The sequence below is a fragment of the Burkholderia ambifaria AMMD genome (assembly GCF_000203915.1).
GTDB classification, from domain to species: domain Bacteria; phylum Pseudomonadota; class Gammaproteobacteria; order Burkholderiales; family Burkholderiaceae; genus Burkholderia; species Burkholderia ambifaria.
In genome coordinates, this window is sequence record NC_008391.1 from 1,879,467 (window position 1) to 1,897,536 (window position 18,070).

21 protein-coding genes are annotated in these 18,070 nt (G+C 67.1%); 7 read left to right on the top strand and 14 right to left on the bottom strand.

Annotation, left to right across the window (positions count from 1 at the left end):
- Positions 1-7: 7 nt before the first annotated feature.
- Positions 8-1,195, bottom strand: a complete 1,188-nt coding sequence (locus BAMB_RS24380; protein WP_011659817.1) for a glycosyltransferase — start codon at positions 1,193-1,195, stop codon at positions 8-10.
- Positions 1,196-1,627: 432 nt separating this feature from the next.
- Here BAMB_RS24380 and ispH point away from each other — a divergent pair, with 432 nt between their 5' ends.
- Positions 1,628-2,569, top strand: a complete 942-nt coding sequence (gene ispH, locus BAMB_RS24385; RefSeq protein ID WP_011659818.1) for a 4-hydroxy-3-methylbut-2-enyl diphosphate reductase — start codon at positions 1,628-1,630, stop codon at positions 2,567-2,569.
- Between the two features lie 12 nt (positions 2,570-2,581).
- Positions 2,582-3,742, top strand: coding sequence for an adenosyl-hopene transferase HpnH (hpnH, locus tag BAMB_RS24390; RefSeq protein ID WP_011659819.1), 1,161 nt, complete (start codon positions 2,582-2,584; stop codon positions 3,740-3,742).
- A gap of 157 nt (positions 3,743-3,899) precedes the next feature.
- Here hpnH and BAMB_RS24395 read toward each other — a convergent pair whose 3' ends face one another.
- From BAMB_RS24395 to BAMB_RS24410, 4 genes are all read right to left on the bottom strand, one after another.
- Positions 3,900-4,160, bottom strand: coding sequence for a hypothetical protein (locus BAMB_RS24395; RefSeq protein ID WP_006750234.1), 261 nt, complete (start codon positions 4,158-4,160; stop codon positions 3,900-3,902).
- Positions 4,161-4,341: 181 nt separating this feature from the next.
- On the bottom strand, positions 4,342-4,821 hold the full coding sequence (locus BAMB_RS24400) for a hypothetical protein (protein ID WP_011659820.1): 480 nt from the start codon (positions 4,819-4,821) through the stop codon (positions 4,342-4,344).
- Positions 4,818-5,030 carry a hypothetical protein gene (locus tag BAMB_RS24405; protein WP_041491553.1) on the bottom strand — a complete coding sequence of 71 codons (213 nt, stop codon included), beginning with the start codon at positions 5,028-5,030 and terminating at the stop codon, positions 4,818-4,820. Before BAMB_RS24405 ends, BAMB_RS24400 begins: the two co-directional genes overlap by 4 nt.
- Before the next feature lie 14 nt (positions 5,031-5,044).
- Positions 5,045-5,419, bottom strand: coding sequence for a hypothetical protein (locus tag BAMB_RS24410; protein WP_011659821.1), 375 nt, complete (start codon positions 5,417-5,419; stop codon positions 5,045-5,047).
- A gap of 493 nt (positions 5,420-5,912) precedes the next feature.
- On the opposite strand from BAMB_RS24410, the gene BAMB_RS24415 reads away from it, so the two are divergent.
- The gene (locus tag BAMB_RS24415; RefSeq protein ID WP_011659822.1) at positions 5,913-6,266 is read left to right on the top strand and encodes a DOPA 4,5-dioxygenase family protein; all 354 of its coding nucleotides are present in this window, start codon (positions 5,913-5,915) and stop codon (positions 6,264-6,266) included.
- Between the two features lie 108 nt (positions 6,267-6,374).
- Positions 6,375-6,806 (top strand): nuclear transport factor 2 family protein, encoded by a 432-nt coding sequence (locus tag BAMB_RS24420; protein ID WP_011659823.1) that lies wholly within the window; start codon positions 6,375-6,377, stop codon positions 6,804-6,806.
- Between the two features lie 33 nt (positions 6,807-6,839).
- Here the strand turns inward: BAMB_RS24420 and trhA are convergent, their stop codons facing one another.
- The 5 genes from trhA to BAMB_RS24445 form a co-directional block, all read right to left on the bottom strand.
- A complete protein-coding gene (gene trhA, locus BAMB_RS24425; protein ID WP_006761278.1) occupies positions 6,840-7,460 on the bottom strand; it encodes a PAQR family membrane homeostasis protein TrhA in 621 nt (206 codons plus the stop codon).
- Positions 7,461-7,675: 215 nt separating this feature from the next.
- The gene (locus tag BAMB_RS24430) at positions 7,676-7,882 is read right to left on the bottom strand and encodes a YbdD/YjiX family protein (protein WP_006761279.1); all 207 of its coding nucleotides are present in this window, start codon (positions 7,880-7,882) and stop codon (positions 7,676-7,678) included.
- 12 nt (positions 7,883-7,894) lie between these two features.
- Positions 7,895-9,973 (bottom strand): carbon starvation CstA family protein, encoded by a 2,079-nt coding sequence (locus BAMB_RS24435; RefSeq protein ID WP_011659824.1) that lies wholly within the window; start codon positions 9,971-9,973, stop codon positions 7,895-7,897.
- Positions 9,974-10,271: 298 nt separating this feature from the next.
- Positions 10,272-10,700: a PRC-barrel domain-containing protein gene (locus BAMB_RS24440; RefSeq protein ID WP_011659825.1), complete on the bottom strand. Its 429-nt coding sequence runs from the start codon at positions 10,698-10,700 to the stop codon at positions 10,272-10,274.
- Positions 10,701-11,132: 432 nt separating this feature from the next.
- Entirely contained in the window at positions 11,133-12,263 is a 1,131-nt protein-coding gene (locus tag BAMB_RS24445; RefSeq protein WP_011659826.1) for a 3-deoxy-7-phosphoheptulonate synthase, read from the bottom strand.
- 261 nt (positions 12,264-12,524) lie between these two features.
- Between BAMB_RS24445 and BAMB_RS24450 the strand changes: the two genes are divergently transcribed.
- Both BAMB_RS24450 and BAMB_RS24455 read left to right on the top strand, forming a co-directional pair.
- On the top strand, positions 12,525-13,079 hold the full coding sequence (locus BAMB_RS24450; RefSeq protein WP_041491700.1) for a hypothetical protein: 555 nt from the start codon (positions 12,525-12,527) through the stop codon (positions 13,077-13,079).
- Between the two features lie 28 nt (positions 13,080-13,107).
- On the top strand, positions 13,108-13,530 hold the full coding sequence (locus BAMB_RS24455; protein WP_011659828.1) for a hypothetical protein: 423 nt from the start codon (positions 13,108-13,110) through the stop codon (positions 13,528-13,530).
- A gap of 84 nt (positions 13,531-13,614) precedes the next feature.
- On the opposite strand, the gene BAMB_RS24460 is transcribed toward BAMB_RS24455, so the two are convergent.
- Positions 13,615-14,325 (bottom strand): YceH family protein, encoded by a 711-nt coding sequence (locus BAMB_RS24460; RefSeq protein ID WP_011659829.1) that lies wholly within the window; start codon positions 14,323-14,325, stop codon positions 13,615-13,617.
- A 417-nt stretch (positions 14,326-14,742) separates the two neighbouring features.
- Between BAMB_RS24460 and BAMB_RS24470 the strand changes: the two genes are divergently transcribed.
- A complete protein-coding gene (locus BAMB_RS24470) occupies positions 14,743-15,507 on the top strand; it encodes an SDR family oxidoreductase (protein ID WP_011659830.1) in 765 nt (254 codons plus the stop codon).
- Between the two features lie 18 nt (positions 15,508-15,525).
- Here the strand turns inward: BAMB_RS24470 and BAMB_RS24475 are convergent, their stop codons facing one another.
- The 3 genes from BAMB_RS24475 to BAMB_RS24485 are packed head-to-tail and all read right to left on the bottom strand — an operon-like array spanning position 15,526 to position 17,956.
- Positions 15,526-16,230, bottom strand: a complete 705-nt coding sequence (locus BAMB_RS24475) for an MOSC domain-containing protein (protein ID WP_011659831.1) — start codon at positions 16,228-16,230, stop codon at positions 15,526-15,528.
- Entirely contained in the window at positions 16,227-17,123 is an 897-nt protein-coding gene (locus BAMB_RS24480; protein WP_011659832.1) for a dihydrodipicolinate synthase family protein, read from the bottom strand. The genes BAMB_RS24475 and BAMB_RS24480 overlap by 4 nt, the downstream gene beginning before the upstream one ends.
- 50 nt (positions 17,124-17,173) lie before the next feature.
- Entirely contained in the window at positions 17,174-17,956 is a 783-nt protein-coding gene (locus BAMB_RS24485; protein WP_011659833.1) for an aldolase, read from the bottom strand.
- Positions 17,957-18,070: the final 114 nt, after the last annotated feature.

Sequence of the window (18,070 nt, forward strand, 5' to 3'; positions counted from 1 at the left end):
CTTCAGTTCAACGCTCCACCGGCGCCTGCACCCGCGCCTTCCACTGGCCGCCCTTGCCGCGCCAATAGCGCCACGCGGACGCGAACGTCGCACCGACGTAGAACAGCGCGACGAGCGGCAACGCGGGCGCCCACAGCGGCGAGCGCCGGTAGTAGCGCAGCATCGGCGCATACGCGGTGCACATCGACGCCCACGCGAGCCACGCCGGCCACGCGCGCGCGCCGTACGCCAGCGCGGCGACGGGCGGCACGAGGTAGATGATCGTCATCCCGAGCAGCGTGCCGGCGAGCAGCAGCGGCGAATAATGGAGCTGCGTGAACGCGGTGCGCGCGATCATGTTCCAGATGTCGCGCCAGCTGTCGTACGGACGCAGCGACACGCTGCGATCGGCCAGATCGAGCCGGATCGGATGCCGGCCGCTGCCGCGATGCTTGATCTGCGCGGCGAGGCTGCAGTCGTCGATCAGCGCGCCGCGGATCGATTCGATCCCGCCCGCCTCCTCGAGCGCGCTGCGCTTGACCAGCATGCAGCCGCCCGCGGCGCCGGCCGTCCGGTTGCGCGGATTGTTGATCCACGAGAACGGATAGAGCTTCGCGAAGAAGAACACGAACGCCGGAATCAGCGCCTTCTCCCAGAACGAATCGCAGCGCAGCCGCACCATCAGCGACACGAGATCGCGCTGTTCGGCCTGCGCGCGCGTGACGAGCTGGGCGACGGCGTCGGGCGGATGGCCGATGTCGGCATCCGTCAGCAGCAGGTAGTCGGCCGGCAGCCCGAGCGTGCGCACCGCCGCGATGCCCTGCGACTGCGCCCATACCTTGCCCGACCAGCCGGACGGCAGCGGCTTCGCAGCCAGCACCGTCAGGCGCTCGGCGCGGTTGATCGCGAGCGCGGCCGCACGGGCCGCGTCGGCGGTGCCGTCGTCGCTGTGGTCATCGACGATGATCAAATGAAAATCGCCCGGATAGTCCTGCTCGAGCAACGACGTCGCCGCCTGGGCGATCACGTCGACCTCGTTGCGCGCCGGCACGACCGCGACGACGGCCGGCCAGCCAGCCTCGGCCGCCGCGCCGCGCGCCTGCGGCGGCAGCGCCCGCGCGGGCCGCGCGCGCCAGAAACCGCCGCGCGCGACGAGCAGCACGATCCAGATCAGCAGCGACAGGCCGGACACCAGGAAAGTAATCGCCAGCATCATCGGCAAGCCTCCTGCCGGACACCGGCGCGAGCAACGCAGCCGCCCGCGGCGCACGAGCGGTCGAGCATATTTAGGGTCGAAGTAAAAGCGCCCATGACCGCACAGGCGGCAGGGCAATACGCGTAAGAATCGACGGTCATCGAATGGCCTTGAAATGAGCGCGACGCCGGGCAGCCGAACCGGCTGCCCGCGAAAGCGCGCAGTTTACCGGGTTCCGCGCGCGCCAGCGCCGACGCGGCTCTGCTGTGGATGCAACACGCTAGATACAGCACCAGAGCACGGACGGCCCGATAGGGTTAAAATGCGCGATTAATTCGGGGTTCCGGGGCCTGGCCTGGCCGGTTCGTTCCTGCCTTCATAACATCAAGCCGGGGCGAGCGAGCCGTGCCAGCTCCTCGAACCCCGGCGTCTGTCGTCGGAGTTCGCTCATATATGCGAGTCATCCTTGCCCAGCCCCGCGGCTTCTGTGCGGGGGTTGTCCGCGCCATCGAAATCGTCGATCGCGCGCTGCAACAGCACGGCGCGCCGGTCTATGTGCGTCATGAGATCGTGCATAACCGGCATGTCGTCGAAAATCTGCGTAATAAAGGGGCACGATTCGTTGAGGAACTCGACGAGGTGCCGCACGGCGCCGTGGCGATCTTCAGCGCGCACGGTGTCGCCCAGACGGTCGAACGCGACGCCGAAACGCGCGGGCTCGACGTGCTGGACGCCACGTGCCCGCTCGTCACGAAGGTGCACGTGCAGGGCCGCCAGTACGTCGCGGCGGGCCGCCGGCTGATCCTGATCGGCCACGCGGGCCATCCGGAAGTCGAAGGCACGATCGGCCAGATTCCGGCCGAGGTGATCCTCGTGCAGAGCGAGGCAGAAGTCGATACGCTGACGCTGCCGGTCGATACGCCGGTCGCGTACGTGACGCAGACCACCCTGTCGGTCGACGACACGCGCGGCATCATCGAAGCGCTGCAGCGCCGGTTCACCGACATCGTCGGCCCGGACACGCGCGACATCTGCTACGCGACGCAGAACCGCCAAGCCGCCGTGCGCGAGTTGAGCGGCCAGGTCGACGTGCTGCTGGTCGTCGGTGCGACGAACAGCTCGAACTCGAACCGCCTGCGCGAGATCGGCACCGAAAGCGGCGTGCCGAGCTATCTCGTCGCCGACGGCTCGGAAGTGAAGCCCGAATGGTTCGCGGGCGTGCAGACGGTCGGCCTGACCGCCGGCGCGTCGGCACCCGAGGAAATGGTTGAGGATGTAATCGGCGCGCTGCGCGCGCTGGGGCCCGTCGATGTCACGACGATGGCGGGCCGTGAAGAAAAAGTCGAATTCAAGTTGCCGGCGAAGCTTACGCAAGCTGTCGCCCGCGAAGTTTAAGGAGGACATCTCTTGTCTATTCCGCTGCTCCAGCAAGTCCGCGTCGGCGCATACATCATGCGCCAACACCTGTCCGGCAACAAACGCTATCCGCTCGCGCTGATGCTCGAGCCGCTGTTCCGCTGCAACCTCGCGTGCAACGGCTGCGGCAAGATCGACTATCCGGACCCGATCCTGAATCAGCGCCTGTCCGTCGAGGAATGCCTGGGCGCCGTCGACGAGTGCGGCGCGCCCATCGTGTCGATCGCCGGCGGCGAGCCGCTGCTCCACAAGGAGATGCCGGAGATCGTCAAGGGCATCATGAAGCGCAAGAAATTCGTGTACCTGTGCACGAACGCGCTCCTGATGGAAAAGAAGATGGACGACTACGAGCCGAATCCGTACTTCGTCTGGTCGGTCCACCTCGACGGCGACAAGGAGATGCACGACCATTCCGTGTCGCAGGAAGGCGTGTACGACAAGGCGGTCGCGGCCATCAAGGAAGCGAAGCGCCGCGGCTTCCGCGTGAACATCAACTGCACGCTGTTCAACGATGCGATCCCCGAGCGCGTCGCGAAGTTCTTCGACACGCTCGAGCCGATCGGCGTCGACGGCATCACCGTGTCGCCGGGCTACGCATATGAACGCGCGCCGGATCAGCAGCACTTCCTGAACCGCGACAAGACGAAGAACCTGTTCCGCGAGATCCTGAAGCGCGGCGAAGGCGGCAAGCGCTGGTCGTTCAGCCAGTCGTCGCTGTTCCTCGACTTCCTGGCCGGCAACCAGACGTACAAGTGCACGCCGTGGGGCAACCCCGCACGCACCGTGTTCGGCTGGCAGAAGCCGTGCTATCTGGTCGGCGAAGGTTACGTGAAGACCTTCAAGGAACTGATGGAAGACACGAACTGGGACAACTACGGCGTCGGCAACTACGAGAAGTGCGCGGACTGCATGGTCCACTGCGGCTTCGAAGCCACCGCCGTGATGGACACGATCTCGCATCCACTGAAGGCGCTGCGCGTGAGCAAGAAGGGCATCAAGACCGACGGCCCGTTCGCACCGGACATCTCGATCGCGAAGCAGCGTCCGGCCGAGTACGTGTTCTCGCGCCACGTCGAGATCAAGCTCGACGAAATCCAGCGCGCCGGCAAGGGCAAGCTGCAGAAGCCGGCGAAGTCGGCAACGGCCGCTTAAGCGCGTGTCGCCACGCGGAGGCTCGCGCCTTCGCGCAGGCAGGCGGCAAGGAAGCGCCACGGAGTTCGCTCCGTGGCGCTTTTGTTTTGTCGGGCCTCGTGAACGGGGCCGCCGCGCATCCGCGCACGCATCGGCATGCGCACGCCGCTCGCCCAGGCTAGTGTCGCGACTCCGCCGCCGCGATCAGCTGCCATGCGGTCGGGCCGGGATCGAGCAGCGGATCGGACGGCGGATCGAGATCGTGCTGATGGGTTTCCTCGGACGGCAGCGTCTGCCATTTCGCAATGCCGATCTCGTCGCCGCACACGGTGCATCGATAGATGCCCGCGATCTTCACTTCGCTGCCCGGCGGCAGGTTCTCGCTGAATGCGCGGCCGATTCCGCACGTGAAATAGCCGCCGATCCTGTATAGCGCCATCGCTCCTCCTGAGTGAAACGAATGCGTTCGCGCCGACACGCACGATCGTCGCAAACGCGAGGATGGATCGTCATCGACCGAACCCGTTCGGCTCGTGTCGTGACATTAGACGGCGAGAGTCAGCCCCCGTGAATGGGACTCGTACGAAACACGGCCCGGGCGTCGGTCGCGTGGCCGCCGCTCAATGCAGCACGGCCGGCTCCCGCATCTTCGCCGCCGCGTGCGCGACCAGCGCCGGCTGTTCGGCCGACGCAAACGTGCAGACGTGATTCCATAGCTCGGCGAGCCGGTGTCGCGTGAGCGTCGCGACACACGCGTCGTTCGCGGCGAGCACGCGCTCGAGCACCGCGCATTCGTCGTCGTGCAGCGTCCATGCGCCGCTTTGCGCGGCGCGCGCCACGCTCGCGTCGAGCACGCGCTCCGCCTCGACGCAGAGGTCGATGCTCGCATCGGGGGATACCGCATCGTCGAGCGCGAGGAACACTAGATAGACGCTCGTGCGCAGCCGCATCAGCAACGTTTCGCTGCCGTGCTCGCCGCGCAGTGCGACGAGCGCCATGTGGCATTTCAGCGAAATGTCGCGCACATGCGCGGGCGGCAGCGGCAGCAGCCACTCGCGCGTCAACGGCGGGCGGCGACGGCCCTTCCGGACGGCCTTCATGATTCGTCCTCGCTTGCGGCAACGTCGTCCGCATCGAATGCCGGGCACGCGGTGCGGCACGCGACGCCACCGCGGCTTGCGTCGCGATTGCCGTTCGCGCGGCGCCGCGCGCCATACACGTCGTCCCGCCGCCGCGTCGCGCACGCCGCCGGCAGCCGGCGGATCAGCGACGCGCGCAACGCGGCGGGGAGTCGGTTCGCGCATGCCATGCTCGTCTCCCGCATCAGAACGTGTTCTCGCCCTTCAGGTAGTACGCGGTCTTCACGAAGAACGCCTTCACCGGATGGCCGCTCTGCGCGTCGCGCGCCGCACGCTGTTCCATCGCCGCCTTCTCTTCCTGCGAGCGGTCGGGCAACGGGTTGTGCACGCGCTCGAGCGCACGCTGCATCGCGAGCGGATAGTTCTGGTTGCCGGCCGCCGTCGCACGATAGCCGGCGCGCGTCATCTGCATCAGCTGCACGTCGGTCTCGGCACGCGCCGCCTTCCAGCTCAACGGCGCGGCGTTCTGCCACTCGGTGTCGACGGACTGCGCGAAGCTCGCGACGGGCAGCACGGCAAGCGCGCCGGACAGAACGGCAAGGGAAACAAGGGATCGCATCATGGCCTCCAGATGGTTGTTTGCGCATCGATCTCGATGATCGATGCGGTGTAGTCATCGTATGCCGCGAGGCCGTGCGCTTGAATAGCCGATTCCGCAATTGATATTTTCGGCACCGGCAGTCGGGGCGCGATCCGCGCATTCGCGACTGCCGCCTGTGCGGAATTTCTTTATTTCATTCAACTACCTGATCGCGTTTTCGCAGACGATTCGAATCAGCTCGTGAATCGCCTTTGCAGTTTTCGAAATGACATATTTCCGCCGGGATTTCTGCCGAAGCTTGGCCTGGCAAGGCTTTCGGCGCGATGCAGCATGCATGGACGCACGCGAGAAAAAACCTATCGAACGAGCCGGTTTCGCTGACGCGCAGCAAATCCTCCGCGCCGATTTACCGTTCTGAGACAAGACGTGTCCGACGAGTAAGCGCGATAATTGCGCATCGGCCGTATGTCACGGCTCTCATGCCTTCCCCATTCTTCACTCGAGTTCCGCCATGTCCGACATCGACACCACCGCCATCGACAGTTGGCACGCACACGTCTACTTCGACGCCGCGAGTCGCGACGCGGCCTGGGCGTTTCGCCTCGTCGTCGAAGAACGGTTCGGCGCGATCATCGAGCTCGGCCGCTTTCACGAACGCCTCGTCGGCCCGCATCCTGCGTGGTCGTATCAGATCGCGTTCGACGCCGCGCGGTTCGACACCATCGTGCCGTGGCTCGTGCTGAATCACGGTGCGCTCGACATCTTCCTGCATCCGAACACGAACGACGAACTGCGCGACCACCGCGACAGCGCGGTGTGGATCGGCAAGTCGCACGAACTGAATCTCGGCGCGCTGGGAGGCTGAGGGGCTGACGGCGGCTTGCGCGACATCCACGTTTCGGTTCGCGATGAAACGTCCGGCGGCGTTGCATCAATACAGTGGTTCCGTTATCCACGCTCGCCGGAACCCGTCATGACCCACGCCGACACCGATGCGCAACGCATCCATCGAGACTGGCACGCCGCCGTCGTCGCACGCGACCTCGACGCGCTGATGTCGCTGTACGCGGACGACGCGATCCTCGAAACGCCGCTGATCGTCGTCACGCTGCCCGATCGAGGCACGGGCGTGCTGCACGGCAAGGCCGCGATCGGGGAGTTCTTCGCGGCGGGCCTGCGCAATCCGGGCAACAAGCTCGGACGCTGGCACCGCACGAGCACGTTCTTCTCGAACGGGCGGCAACTCATATGGGAATATCCGCGCGAAACGCCGGAAGGCGATCAGGTCGATCTCGTCGAGGTGATGGATCTGCGCGACGGGCTGATCGCGCATCACCGCGTCTACTGGGGATGGGTCGGGTTCATCGCGCTGCGCGGCGCGGCACAAGCGGCCGGACGCGAATGACGCGCACCGGGCCGTCCACGCCCACGCTCACGCTCACGCAACGTACATAGCGACACTGACGAACTGGCACAGGCTGCCGGCCAGCACGAACAGGTGCCAGATACCGTGCCCGTGGCGGATGCGCTCGTCGTTGATGAAGAAGTAGATGCCCGCGCTGTAGATGACGCCGCCGGCCACGAGCCAGGCAGTCCCCACGGGCGGCAACGCATGGATCAGCGGGCGGATCGCGACGAGCGCGAGCCAGCCCATCAGCACGTACAGCACCATCGACACGATGCGCGTGCGCCGTCCGAGCGTGAGCTCCTGCGCGATCCCGAATGCGGCGAGCCCCCAGCTCACGCCGAACAGCGACCAGCCCCACGGGCCGCGCAGCGTGACGAGCGCGAAGGGCGTGTAGCTGCCCGCGATCAGCAGATAAATGGCCGAATGGTCGCACTTCTGCAGGATCGCCTTGAGCCGCGGGTTGCGCACGCTGTGATACAGCGTCGAGATCGCGTACAGCAGGATCAGCATCGCGCCGTACACGCTGAAGCTCACGATCTTGTAGGGATCGCGATCGAGCGCGCCCATCGTCACCAGCGCGACCAGCCCTGCCACCGACAACACCGCGCCGACGAGATGGGAAATGCTGTTGAAACGCTCACCGACATGCACGACGGATTCTCCTGCGCGGATTCATCGGAAAAAGCAAAAGCCCTATGATACCGGCGCGGCGAGCGAGCCATGCTGAAGCCGGTCAAACGCGGCGGCGACGGCAGCGCCCGCGTGCGTCGCCCGGCTCCCAAAAGAAAAAAGCGCCGCGAATGCGTTCGCGGCGCTTCCTGGTCCATCACCGGACCGCCCTGCCGGGCAGCTTCACCAGCCCGGGTTCAGCAACACTTCCCCGCCCCCGACCCGTACCGCGCGTTCTGACGCTCGCGGAAGAATTCCTCGTACGTCATCGGCTCGCGGTCCGGATGGGTTTCGCGCATGTGCGCGACGTAGGTGTCGTAGTCGGGCAGGCCGACCATCAGCCGCAACGCCTGCCCGAGGTAACGCCCCGCGCTGCGCAGGTCGCCGCCGAGATCGCTGAACATCGCGGCCTCCCGTTATCGGCCGCTGCCGAGCGCCTGCGCGGCCGGCATCGCCTCGTACGGCGTCTCGCGCACGGTCGGCTTCGACTCGCGGCGCGCGCGCAGCACGGCGAGCAGGCCGTACACCGCGATCGCCACGACGACGAAGATGAACAGGCCGGCCAGCGCCGCATCGATGTAGTCGTTGAAGATGATCCGCTGCATCTGCGCGATCGACTTCGCCGGCGCGAGCACCTTGCCTTCGTCCACCGCGGCCTGCAGCTTCGCGGCGTGCGCGAGGAAGCTGACCTTCGGATTCGAATCGAAAATCTTCTGCCAGCCGGCCGTCAGCGTGCAGATCAGCAGCCACGCGGTCGGCACGATCGTCACCCACGCGTAGCGCTCGCGCTTCATCTTGAACAGCACGACGGTGCCGAGCACCAGCGCGATCGCGGCGAGCATCTGGTTCGAGATGCCGAACAGCGGCCACAGCGTGTTGATGCCGCCGAGCGGATCGACCACGCCCTGGTACAGGAAGTAGCCCCACGCGGCCACGCACAGCGCGGTGGCCACCAGGTTCGCGGGCAGCGACTCGGTGCGCTTGAGCGCCGGATGGAACGTGCCGAGCAGGTCCTGCAGCATGAAGCGGCCCGCGCGCGTGCCGGCGTCGACGGCCGTCAGGATGAACAGCGCCTCGAACAGGATCGCGAAGTGATACCAGAACGCCATCATCGCTTCGCCGCCGATCACCTGGTGCAGGATGTGCGCCATGCCGACGGCCAGCGTCGGTGCGCCGCCCGCGCGCGCGATGATCGTCGTCTCGCCGACGGCCTTCGCGGTCTGCGTCAGCATGTCGGGCGTCAGCACGAAGCCCCATTGCGTGACCGTGTTCGCGACGGCTTCCGGCGTCGAGCCGAGCACGGCCGCCGGCGCGTTCATCGCGAAGTAGATGCCCGGCTCGATCACGCACGCGGCGACGAGCGCCATGATCGCGACGAACGATTCCATCAGCATCGCACCGTAACCGATGAAGCGCGCGTTGGATTCGTTGTCGATCAGCTTCGGCGTCGTGCCCGACGAGATCAGCGCGTGGAAACCCGACACCGCGCCGCACGCGATCGTGATGAACAGGAACGGGAACAGGTTGCCCGACCACACCGGGCCCGTGCCGTCGACGAACTTCGTCAGCGCGGGCATCTTCAGTTCCGGTGCGACGACCAGGATGCCGATCGCGAGGCCGAGGATCGTGCCGATCTTCAGGAACGTCGACAGGTAGTCGCGCGGCGCGAGCAGCAGCCACACCGGCAGCACCGATGCGACGAAGCCGTAGCCGATCAGGATCCACGTGAGCTGCGTGCCGTTGAACGTGAACCACGCGGCGAGCGTCGCCGAATCGTGCACGTGTTGGCCGAACGCGATCGATGCCATCAACAGCACGAAGCCGATGATCGACACTTCGCCGATGCGGCCCGGACGGATGTAGCGCGTGTAGATGCCCATGAACAGCGCGATCGGAATCGTCGCGGCGACCGTGAACGTGCCCCACGGCGAATTCGTCAGCGCCTTCACGACGATCAGCGCGAGCACCGCGAGGATGATCACCATGATCAGGAACGCGCCGAACAGCGCGATCACGCCGGGCACCGTGCCGAGCTCCATCTTGACGAGGTCGCCGAGCGAGCGGCCGTCGCGGCGCGTCGAGATGAACAGCACGATGAAGTCCTGCACCGCGCCGGCGAACACGACGCCGGCCAGGATCCACAGCATGCCGGGCGTGTAGCCCATCTGCGCGGCGAGCACGGGGCCGACGAGCGGCCCGGCGCCGGCGATCGCGGCGAAGTGATGGCCGAACAGCACGTACTTGTTGGTCGGTACGTAGTCGAGGCCGTCGTTGTACTTGACCGCCGGGGTCATCCGCAGCCCGTCGAGCTGCATGACCTTGCTGGCGATGAAGCGGCTGTAGAAGCGATATGCGATCAGATACACGCAGACTGCGGCGATCACGATCCATAGCGCGCTGACACGTTCGCCGTGCCCAAGTGCGATCGTCCCGAATGCGAACGCGCCGAGCAGCGCGACCGCGATCCAGAGCAGGGTACTGGAAGCCCGATTCATGGCGTCTCCTGGTCTCCAATGTGTTTTTGAGTGGATGCGGCGAGGGGCCGAACCCGCGTGACGTCGATGCGTCGTGCCGCGTCTCGAGAAAGCCGTGGCAGTGGGCCGTAGTATTCCGCGCGATGGGGGAGGCTTACAAGCGCACAACTACGTATGCGGGGCTACGTAGAATTACGTAGACAGGGGGGATGAGGGTGCGCGGCGGTGCTGGATCGCCGCGCGGTGCGACGTGACGTGGCACCCGGCCGACCCGGCACATCGCGTGCCGGGCCGGGCCGCATGCATCAATGCTTGTCGATCAATGCTTGTCGTCGACCTTCTTCGGCTTCGGCACCGACGGCACCTTCGCGTACTGGAACGCCGGCGTGGCCTTCAGCGCATCCTTCGTCGCGCCTGGCAGGTAGATGTTGCCGTTGCGCACGTCGAGCGACCCGATCGGCACCGCGACGTCATGCGCGGCCACGCCGAGGAAGCCGCCGGCCGACACGATCGCCGCCGACACCGAGCCGTCCGGCGCGACGATCAGGTCGCGCACCGTGCCGACTTTCTGGTTTGCGTCGTTGTACACGACCTTGCCCAGCACGCTCTTCTTCACGCTCCACCCTTCGAGCAGCGCCTGCGATTGTTCGACGGTCACGCTGAGCGGCTGCGCGCCGGCGATCTGCGCGTGCGCGCTGACGCTCGATGCGAGGACGGTTGCTGCGATGAGGGTCTTGTAGAACTTCATGTAGTTTGCACTCCGGTTCGGTTGTTGTTGATTCCGGGAGCGAAGCGACGCGGGCGCAACGGCTGATCGGTGAGCACCCCGCGGATGGCCGCCCCGCGGATGGCCGCCCCGCGCTTCGTCGGTCGCGTGGCGGTCGGCCGCGCCGCCACTGCGTGTGTGCATGACGGACCGGCATAGCCGGGCCGCGGCGTGCAGCACGGCGTTCATGGTAGCGACATTCGCCGGATCGTGCGTCCAGCGTGCAACGCGGCAGGCGGATCGAGCCGGAGCCAGATCAATGACCGTGCGGATAGTTGGTGCGCACGGCCCGGAAACAGCGACGCCGCGGCCTGTCGATCAGGAGAACATGGCAAACGGTCAACAGATCTTCACCGGTGCATCGAACCACGCGGCGGGCGCAACCCCGCCAACCTGCCCCGCAGCCACGCCGCGTCACGCGTTGCGCGAATACACCCGGCGATGCCGCACCGCCTCGGCCAGCACGTCGAGCACCGGCTCGGTCTGCGACCAGCTCAGGCACGCATCGGTGATCGACACGCCGTACTGCAACGGCACGCCCGGCTTCAGATCCTGGCGCCCGGCCTCGAGATGGCTCTCCACCATCACGCCGACGATCCGGTGCTCGCCCTGCCCCAACTGCCGTGCGAGATCCTGCGCGACGTCGATCTGCCGCTCATGCGACTTGTTCGAGTTCGCATGCGAGCAATCGACCATCACCTGCTCGCGCAACCCGCTCTTGCGCAGCACCGCGCAGCTCGCCTCGACGTGCTCGGCGTCGTAGTTCGGCCCGTTCTTGCCGCCGCGCAGGATCACGTGCGCATCGTCGTTGCCGCGCGTCTCGAAGATCGCGGCCATCCCCATCTTCGTCATCCCCATGAACGCGTGGCTCGCGCGCGCGGCGACGATCGCGTCCGACGCCACCTGCACGCCGCCGTCGGTGCCGTTCTTGAAGCCGATAGGGCAGCTCAGCCCCGACGCGAGCTGGCGATGGCTCTGGCTCTCGGTCGTGCGCGCGCCGATCGCGCCCCACGCGATCAGGTCGGCAATGTATTGCGGGCTCAGCAGGTCGAGGAATTCGGTCGACGCCGGCAGGCCCAGCGCGTTGATGTCGAGCAGCAGCTGCCGCGCGGCGCGCAGCCCTTCGTTGATGCGGAAACTGCCGTCCAGGCGCGGATCGTTGATGTACCCCTTCCAGCCGACCGTCGTGCGCGGCTTCTCGAAGTACACGCGCATCGTGATCAGCAGGTCATCCTTCAGCGCATCGGCGGCGGCCTTCAGGCGACGTGCGTAGTCGAGCGCCTGGTCGTGGTCGTGGATCGAGCACGGGCCGACGACGAGCAGCAGCCGGTCGTCGCGGCCATGCAGGATGTCGCCGATCGCGCGGCGCGTGTCCTCGACGAGTGTCTGCGTGGAGGCGGGCACCGGCAGCTCGTCCTGCAGCAGCGCCGGGGAAATCAGCGGACGCACGGCGCCGATGCGGACGTCGTCGATGCGCGTGGTGTCCTGCGTCGCGTCGGCGCTGCCTACCTCGCGATCGTGGGAAGGATTGTCGAGGTTCTGCATGAGAATTCTCCGGGGGACGTCTGGAATGATTGGCAGCCTCGATTATGGCACTCGCGCATGGCGACACGCCGCTCGCGCAGAACTTCCGCACAAGCGCTCACGTCGCGACGCGAGCCGGCCGTTCGGCCGAGTGGTCGCATGCCATCGAAGTACCGTACGATCGTGGCTGTCCCCTGCCGATGCGGGCCGTCGTTCGACGCCGGCGGCACGACGCACCATCCGTCCGTGATTGACGTTCGCAACCTGACCCGACCCGCCAAGATGACCGTATCCGAACTGCTCAGCGCCATCCGCCAGCCCTACGCCGACCTGCTCGCGCAAGCGGCGGCGCAACCGGTGGCCGTCGTCGAACCGGCCTACCGGAAAGCCGACGGCACGCTCGCCACCGAAGGCCCGCTCGCGCTGCCGTGCCGCGCCGATTTCGTTCACACCGGAGGCGAATCGGCCGGCCAGCCGGCGATGGTCGACTCGAATGCGCAACTGGATTTCGAACCGTTCGCGTTCGAACTCGACACGGCGGCCGTGTCGATCCAGCCATTCGTGTGGGACTGGGTGACGGTCGAAGCCGACGGTTTCGACGAAGCCGCGGCCACCGACGCGTTCAAGGCATGGTTCTTCGCGTGGTTCGACGCCGACGACGCACGCGTGCCGGCCGAGGACGGCCTGCACGGCGTCGTTCACTATCTGTCGGAGCCGGTACGCACGGAGCACGGATGGCAGGTCAACGCGGATCTCGGTTCGGCGCCGGGAGCCGCCGTCGAGGACTTGCTGTTCCGGCTCGTCGATGCGGGCGCCACGCGGATCAGCATCGGCTGAATCGCCTCACCCTCACTCACCTGCCAACATGAAAAAAGCATTCGCCGCGTTGCTGCTGTGCATCGCATTGCCCGCGTCGGCCGAGGTCAGCACGGAAGTGCTGTGCTTCAGGACGACCGGCGACAAACCCGTGCGATTCGAGCTGCGCACGTATTACGACGACGTGGCCAAGTGGCAAGGCGGCGTCGTCCGGTATGCGAAATCGAAGTCGGCCATCCCGCTGCTGTTCAAGCACGAGGATCACGAGGAGCTCGCGGAAGGCCGCCCGTACCAGTACACGACAACGTGGTGGGAAATGGTCGACGGCAAGATCAACGGCGAATATGAAATGATGAGCCAGGGTGCGATCGTCTATTCGATGACGTACACCCATGCGCGTACCGGCAAGAAGACCGATTTCACGTGGGCGCAGGACGTCGATGCGTCCGCGAAGACGGGGTGCCGCTGGTGATCCGGATCGGGCGGTCTCGCGACGCGGGGCCGTCAACCGGCGCGCCCGCTTGCGCGCCGGCGCGAGGTTGACTCGAGCCGCCCGTCAGCCCGCGTCGCCCGGCGCGTCGACGTCGATCCCGAGTTCGGTCGCCATCCGCTGAACGAGCGCGTTCAGCCGCGCCACTTCATCCGCAAGCCGCTTCTGCTCGGCCTTCAGCGCCTCGAACTCGGACGGCGGAACGGAATCCGTGCCGCCACCGGTATCCGGACCGACGAAGTCTGCGACGTTCACCTCGCCGCACATCAGGTGCAGCCAGCGGTTCTCGCGCGCACCGGCCGCACGCGGCAGCCGGATCACGAGCGGCTGCGCACGCGCCGCGAGTTCGTCCAGGAAGGCCTCGACCGACGAGATGTCCGCGAAGCCGTGCAGGCGCGCGCTGTTCAGGCGCAGTTCGGCGGCCGTCTGCGGGCCGCGCAGCAGCAGGATCGTCAGCAGCGCGATCGCCTGGCTCGGGATGCCGAGCACGCGATTCATGTTGTGCTCGAAACGCGGCACGCGGCTGCTGCTGCCCTCCATCACGAGGCTCAGGTGCTTGAGGCTGTCGATCGCGGTCGTGACCTCGTCCTCGCTGACGTTCATCACCGGCGAGCGTGCGGTTTTCTGATTGCAGCCCGCGGTCAGCGCGTTCAGCGACAGCGGATAGGTGTCCGGCACCGTGTGCTGCTTCTCGACGAGCACCCCGAGAATGCGGGCCTCGAGAGGCGTGAGTTCGCGCAAGGCGCGTGGCGTGGGCATATCCGGCGTGGTGTTCATGGATGGCGTCGCAGCGTGCAGCAGGTGAAGGGAAACGTCGCGGCCCGTCCGGCGTCGCGAACGGGCGAGCCATATGATAGCTCGCGACGCGGGGGCCGACGCCAGTTGCCGCCGCGCCGCGCGCACTTGCCGCAGACGGCTTTCGTCCAACGTATCGGGCGTGCGGCGGCGCGCGACGATGCGTGCATTCGGCGCCGCGCATTCACGCTGCGTGGCTGCGGCTGGCGTCGCCGCGCGTTTGCGCGTCATGCAGGCCGGCGCTACGATACGCGTTCAGCCGGAGAGGCGGCGCCGTACGCGGCCGCCTTCGCACGCCACGTCGGCACCGCGCATCGCCCGTCCCGCCCGCCGGGTTGACGCGCATGCGCGGCACTCGCCACTCGTCAACACGGTTCAACCGTTTACTCGTTCACCACCATGACCGCATCCTCTTCAGCGCCGAACGTGCGCGCCATCGTCACCGGACACACGCGCGGCCTCGGCGCGTCACTCGCGGAGCAGCTGCTGCAGGAAGGCATCGCCGTGCTCGGCGTGTCGCGCAGCCGTCATCCGTCGCTCGCCGCGCAGGCCGGCGCCCGATTCGCCGAAATCGAACTCGACCTGTCGGATACGTCGGCTGTCGCGACGTGGCTGGCCGGCGACACGCTGCGCAGCTTCGTCGACGGCGCGTCGATCGTGCTGCTCTTCAACAACGCGGGCATCGTCGATCCGATCGGGCCGCTCGACGCGCAGGACCCGGCGCTCGTCGCGCGCGCGGTCGGCCTGAACGTCGCGGCGCCGCTGATGCTGTCGGCCGCGCTCGTGCAGGCGGTATCGGCCCCGACCGAATGCCGGATCCTGCACCTGTCGAGCGGCGCCGCGCGCAACGCATACGCGGGCTGGAGCGTCTATTGCGCGACCAAGGCCGCGCTCGATCATCACGCACGCGCCGTCGCGCTCGACGCGAACCGCGCGCTGCGGATCTGCAGCGTCGCGCCGGGCGTCGTCGATACGGGCATGCAGGCGACGATCCGCTCGACCGGCGAAGAGAACTTCCCGATGCGCGAGAAATTCGACGAGTTGAAGGCGAGCGGCGCGCTGTCGACGCCCGAGGCTGCCGCGCGGCACCTGATCGGCCATGCGCTGAGCGACGCGTTCGGCGCCGAGCCGACGGCCGACGTGCGAAGCCTGCCGGCCGGCTAAACCGCACACGCGGGCGCGTCAGCCTTCGAGCCGCTTCGTCCAGTCTTCCACCTGCCGCTCCGTGAGGCGCTTTTCGAGCATCCTGCGCCAGCCGGGCGGCAACACCGGAACGCCGCACAGCGCATCCAGCGCGGCCATGTCGAGCGTGCGCCGGTACAGCACATCGAGCACCGTCGACAGCGGCCATTGCGGATATCGGCGCTCGTGCAGCGCCAGCACATCGCCCGGCGCCACCCAGCCTTCGTCCAGCACACGGTAGTACCAGCCGGTCCGGCCGCTTTGCTGCACGAGCGCCGCCATGCGCGGATGGTCGAAACGCGCATTGAGCTTCCAGCACGGCTGCCGCGACTGCGACACCTGCAGCACGGCGCCGCCCAGCGTGAACACGTCGCCGAGACACACGTCGTGCTCGGTCACGCCGTGCGTCGACAGGTTCTCGCCAAAGGCGCCCGGCCGCCCGAGCACGTCACGCGCCCCGATCTGCTCGGACCACCACGGATAGTGGTCGTAAGCATAGTGATGGACCGCCTTGTCGGGCCCGCCGTGATGCCGCGCATCGGCCTGCCCGTCGCCCGCGAAGCCGAGCGCGCCGAGCCACAGACGCGCGTCGACCGGCTGCTTGTCGATCGCACTCAGGTGCGGCGTGCCGGCCAGCGGCCGGCTCGTGCCGACCCGCACCGCGGCGATGGCGACCGCGATCGCCGGCCGCGCGTCGCTGCTCATGCCGGCACACCGTCCGGCAGTGCCGCGAGCAGGCGTTCGAGCTCGCGCGTGCGCACGTCGCCGAGCGGCAGCAACGGCCGCCTCGGCTCGCCCGCGTCGAAGCCGCGCAGCCGCAACCCGGCCTTCACGGTCACCGGCAGGCCGCCGTCGACGATGAACCGCAGCAGCGGCAACTGCGCGTGAAAAACCGTCCTGGCGCGCGCCAGGTCGCCCGCGCGCATCGCGTCGACCAGCGCAATCGGCAACGCGGCATTCAGGTTCGGCGCGGCCGTGCACCATCCGGCCGCGCCAGCGGCCAGCGCGGCAAGCGCCATCGGATTGCTGCCGTTGTAGAACGGGATCGCTCCGTCGCTCAACTGCGCGAGCCGGTGCATCCGCCCGATGTCGCCGGTGCTCTCCTTGACCATCGTCACGTTGTCGACGGTTCGGCAGATCGTCGCGATCAGGTCGGGCGACATGTCGACGCCGCTCGTCGCGGGGTTGTTGTACAGCATGATCGGGATGCCGATGGCGTCGCCGATCGCGCGGTAATGCGCGACGATCTCGTCGTTGCCGAGCTTCCAGTACGACACGGGCAGCACCATCACGGCATCGGCGCCGGCCTGTTCGGCTAAGCGCGCGCGGCGCACCGCACCGGCCGTCGTGAGATCGGAAATGCCGACGACGGTCGGCACGCGCCGGCGCACCGCGCGAATCGACGCGGTGGCGACCGCCTCCCATTCGGCGTCGGACAGGTACGCGCTCTCGCCGGTACTGCCCAGCGGCGCGATCGCGTGGACGCCATCGGCGATCAGGCGCTCGATCAGCGCATCGAGCGCCGGCAGGGCGATGGCGCCGTCGGCGGAGAACGGCGTAACCGGATAGGCGATGATGCCTTGCAGCAGGATGGACACGATATGGATTCCTCAGTGATGGATGGACGCGACGAACGCAACGTGCGTGTTCATGCAATACAGTCCGGATGCGTTCGCAATGCGCGACGCGCGTAGTAGTCGAACGTCACGGCATCGCGCTTCGGCTTCGAAATCCAGTCGTGCGCTTCCCGCGCGAGCGCCGGCGGCACCGGCTTGATCTCGCCGGCCGACATCGCCAGCAGTTGCAGCTTCGCGGCCCGCTCGATCAGCAGCGCAAGGATGCAGGCTTCCTCGATCGTCCTGCCGACCACGAGCTGGCCGTGATGCGACAGCAGGATGGCGCGCTTATCGCCGAGCGCCTTCGAAATGATCTCGCCTTCCTCGTTGCCGACCGGCACGCCGGGCCAGTCCTTCAGGAATGCGCAATCGTCGTACAGCGGGCAGGTGTCCATGTGCGACACGACGAGCGGCTGCTCGAGCATCGACAGCGCCGCGACATGCGCCGGGTGCGTATGGATGATGCAGTTCACGTCCGGGCGCTCGCGATAGATCCACGTATGGAACCGGTTGGCCGGGTTCGGAATGCCTTCGCCGTCGACGACGTCGAGATCCTCGTTCACGCGCAGCAGGTTCGCGGCCGAGATCTCGTCGAAGCCGAGCCCCAGCCGCTGCGTGTAGTACGTGCCGGCGTCGCCCGCGCGGCAGGTGATCTGCCCGGCCAGGCCCGAATCGTGACCGGCGTCGAACAGGATCCGGCACGTGAGCGCGAGCTTTTGCCGCACGGACCAGCCGCTGTCGCCCACCTCGTTCTCGAGACGCCGCTCCGCCAGCGCGACCAGCGCCTCCTTCGTCAAATTCAGCGTTTCCGCCATGTTCACCTCCTGAATGGATCGGATCTGCCGCGCCGTCCGCGGCCGTGTCCGTGGACACGAAAGACACACGATACACCACAGGACACTTTGTGTCATGCGTTACAATCGATTTTT

Coding starts and splice junctions, on each gene's coding strand:
- BAMB_RS24380 (WP_011659817.1), bottom strand. CDS start 1,195: ATGATGCTGGCGATTACTTTCCTGGTGTCCGGCCTGTCGCTGCTGATC.
- ispH (WP_011659818.1), top strand. CDS start 1,628: ATGCGAGTCATCCTTGCCCAGCCCCGCGGCTTCTGTGCGGGGGTTGTC.
- BAMB_RS24395 (WP_006750234.1), bottom strand. CDS start 4,160: ATGGCGCTATACAGGATCGGCGGCTATTTCACGTGCGGAATCGGCCGC.
- BAMB_RS24400 (WP_011659820.1), bottom strand. CDS start 4,821: ATGAAGGCCGTCCGGAAGGGCCGTCGCCGCCCGCCGTTGACGCGCGAG.
- BAMB_RS24405 (WP_041491553.1), bottom strand. CDS start 5,030: ATGGCATGCGCGAACCGACTCCCCGCCGCGTTGCGCGCGTCGCTGATC.
- BAMB_RS24410 (WP_011659821.1), bottom strand. CDS start 5,419: ATGCGATCCCTTGTTTCCCTTGCCGTTCTGTCCGGCGCGCTTGCCGTG.
- BAMB_RS24415 (WP_011659822.1), top strand. CDS start 5,913: ATGTCCGACATCGACACCACCGCCATCGACAGTTGGCACGCACACGTC.
- BAMB_RS24420 (WP_011659823.1), top strand. CDS start 6,375: ATGACCCACGCCGACACCGATGCGCAACGCATCCATCGAGACTGGCAC.
- BAMB_RS24430 (WP_006761279.1), bottom strand. CDS start 7,882: ATGTTCAGCGATCTCGGCGGCGACCTGCGCAGCGCGGGGCGTTACCTC.
- BAMB_RS24435 (WP_011659824.1), bottom strand. CDS start 9,973: ATGAATCGGGCTTCCAGTACCCTGCTCTGGATCGCGGTCGCGCTGCTC.
- BAMB_RS24440 (WP_011659825.1), bottom strand. CDS start 10,700: ATGAAGTTCTACAAGACCCTCATCGCAGCAACCGTCCTCGCATCGAGC.
- BAMB_RS24445 (WP_011659826.1), bottom strand. CDS start 12,263: ATGCAGAACCTCGACAATCCTTCCCACGATCGCGAGGTAGGCAGCGCC.
- BAMB_RS24450 (WP_041491700.1), top strand. CDS start 12,525: ATGACCGTATCCGAACTGCTCAGCGCCATCCGCCAGCCCTACGCCGAC.
- BAMB_RS24455 (WP_011659828.1), top strand. CDS start 13,108: ATGAAAAAAGCATTCGCCGCGTTGCTGCTGTGCATCGCATTGCCCGCG.
- BAMB_RS24460 (WP_011659829.1), bottom strand. CDS start 14,325: ATGAACACCACGCCGGATATGCCCACGCCACGCGCCTTGCGCGAACTC.
- BAMB_RS24470 (WP_011659830.1), top strand. CDS start 14,743: ATGACCGCATCCTCTTCAGCGCCGAACGTGCGCGCCATCGTCACCGGA.
- BAMB_RS24475 (WP_011659831.1), bottom strand. CDS start 16,230: ATGAGCAGCGACGCGCGGCCGGCGATCGCGGTCGCCATCGCCGCGGTG.
- BAMB_RS24485 (WP_011659833.1), bottom strand. CDS start 17,956: ATGGCGGAAACGCTGAATTTGACGAAGGAGGCGCTGGTCGCGCTGGCG.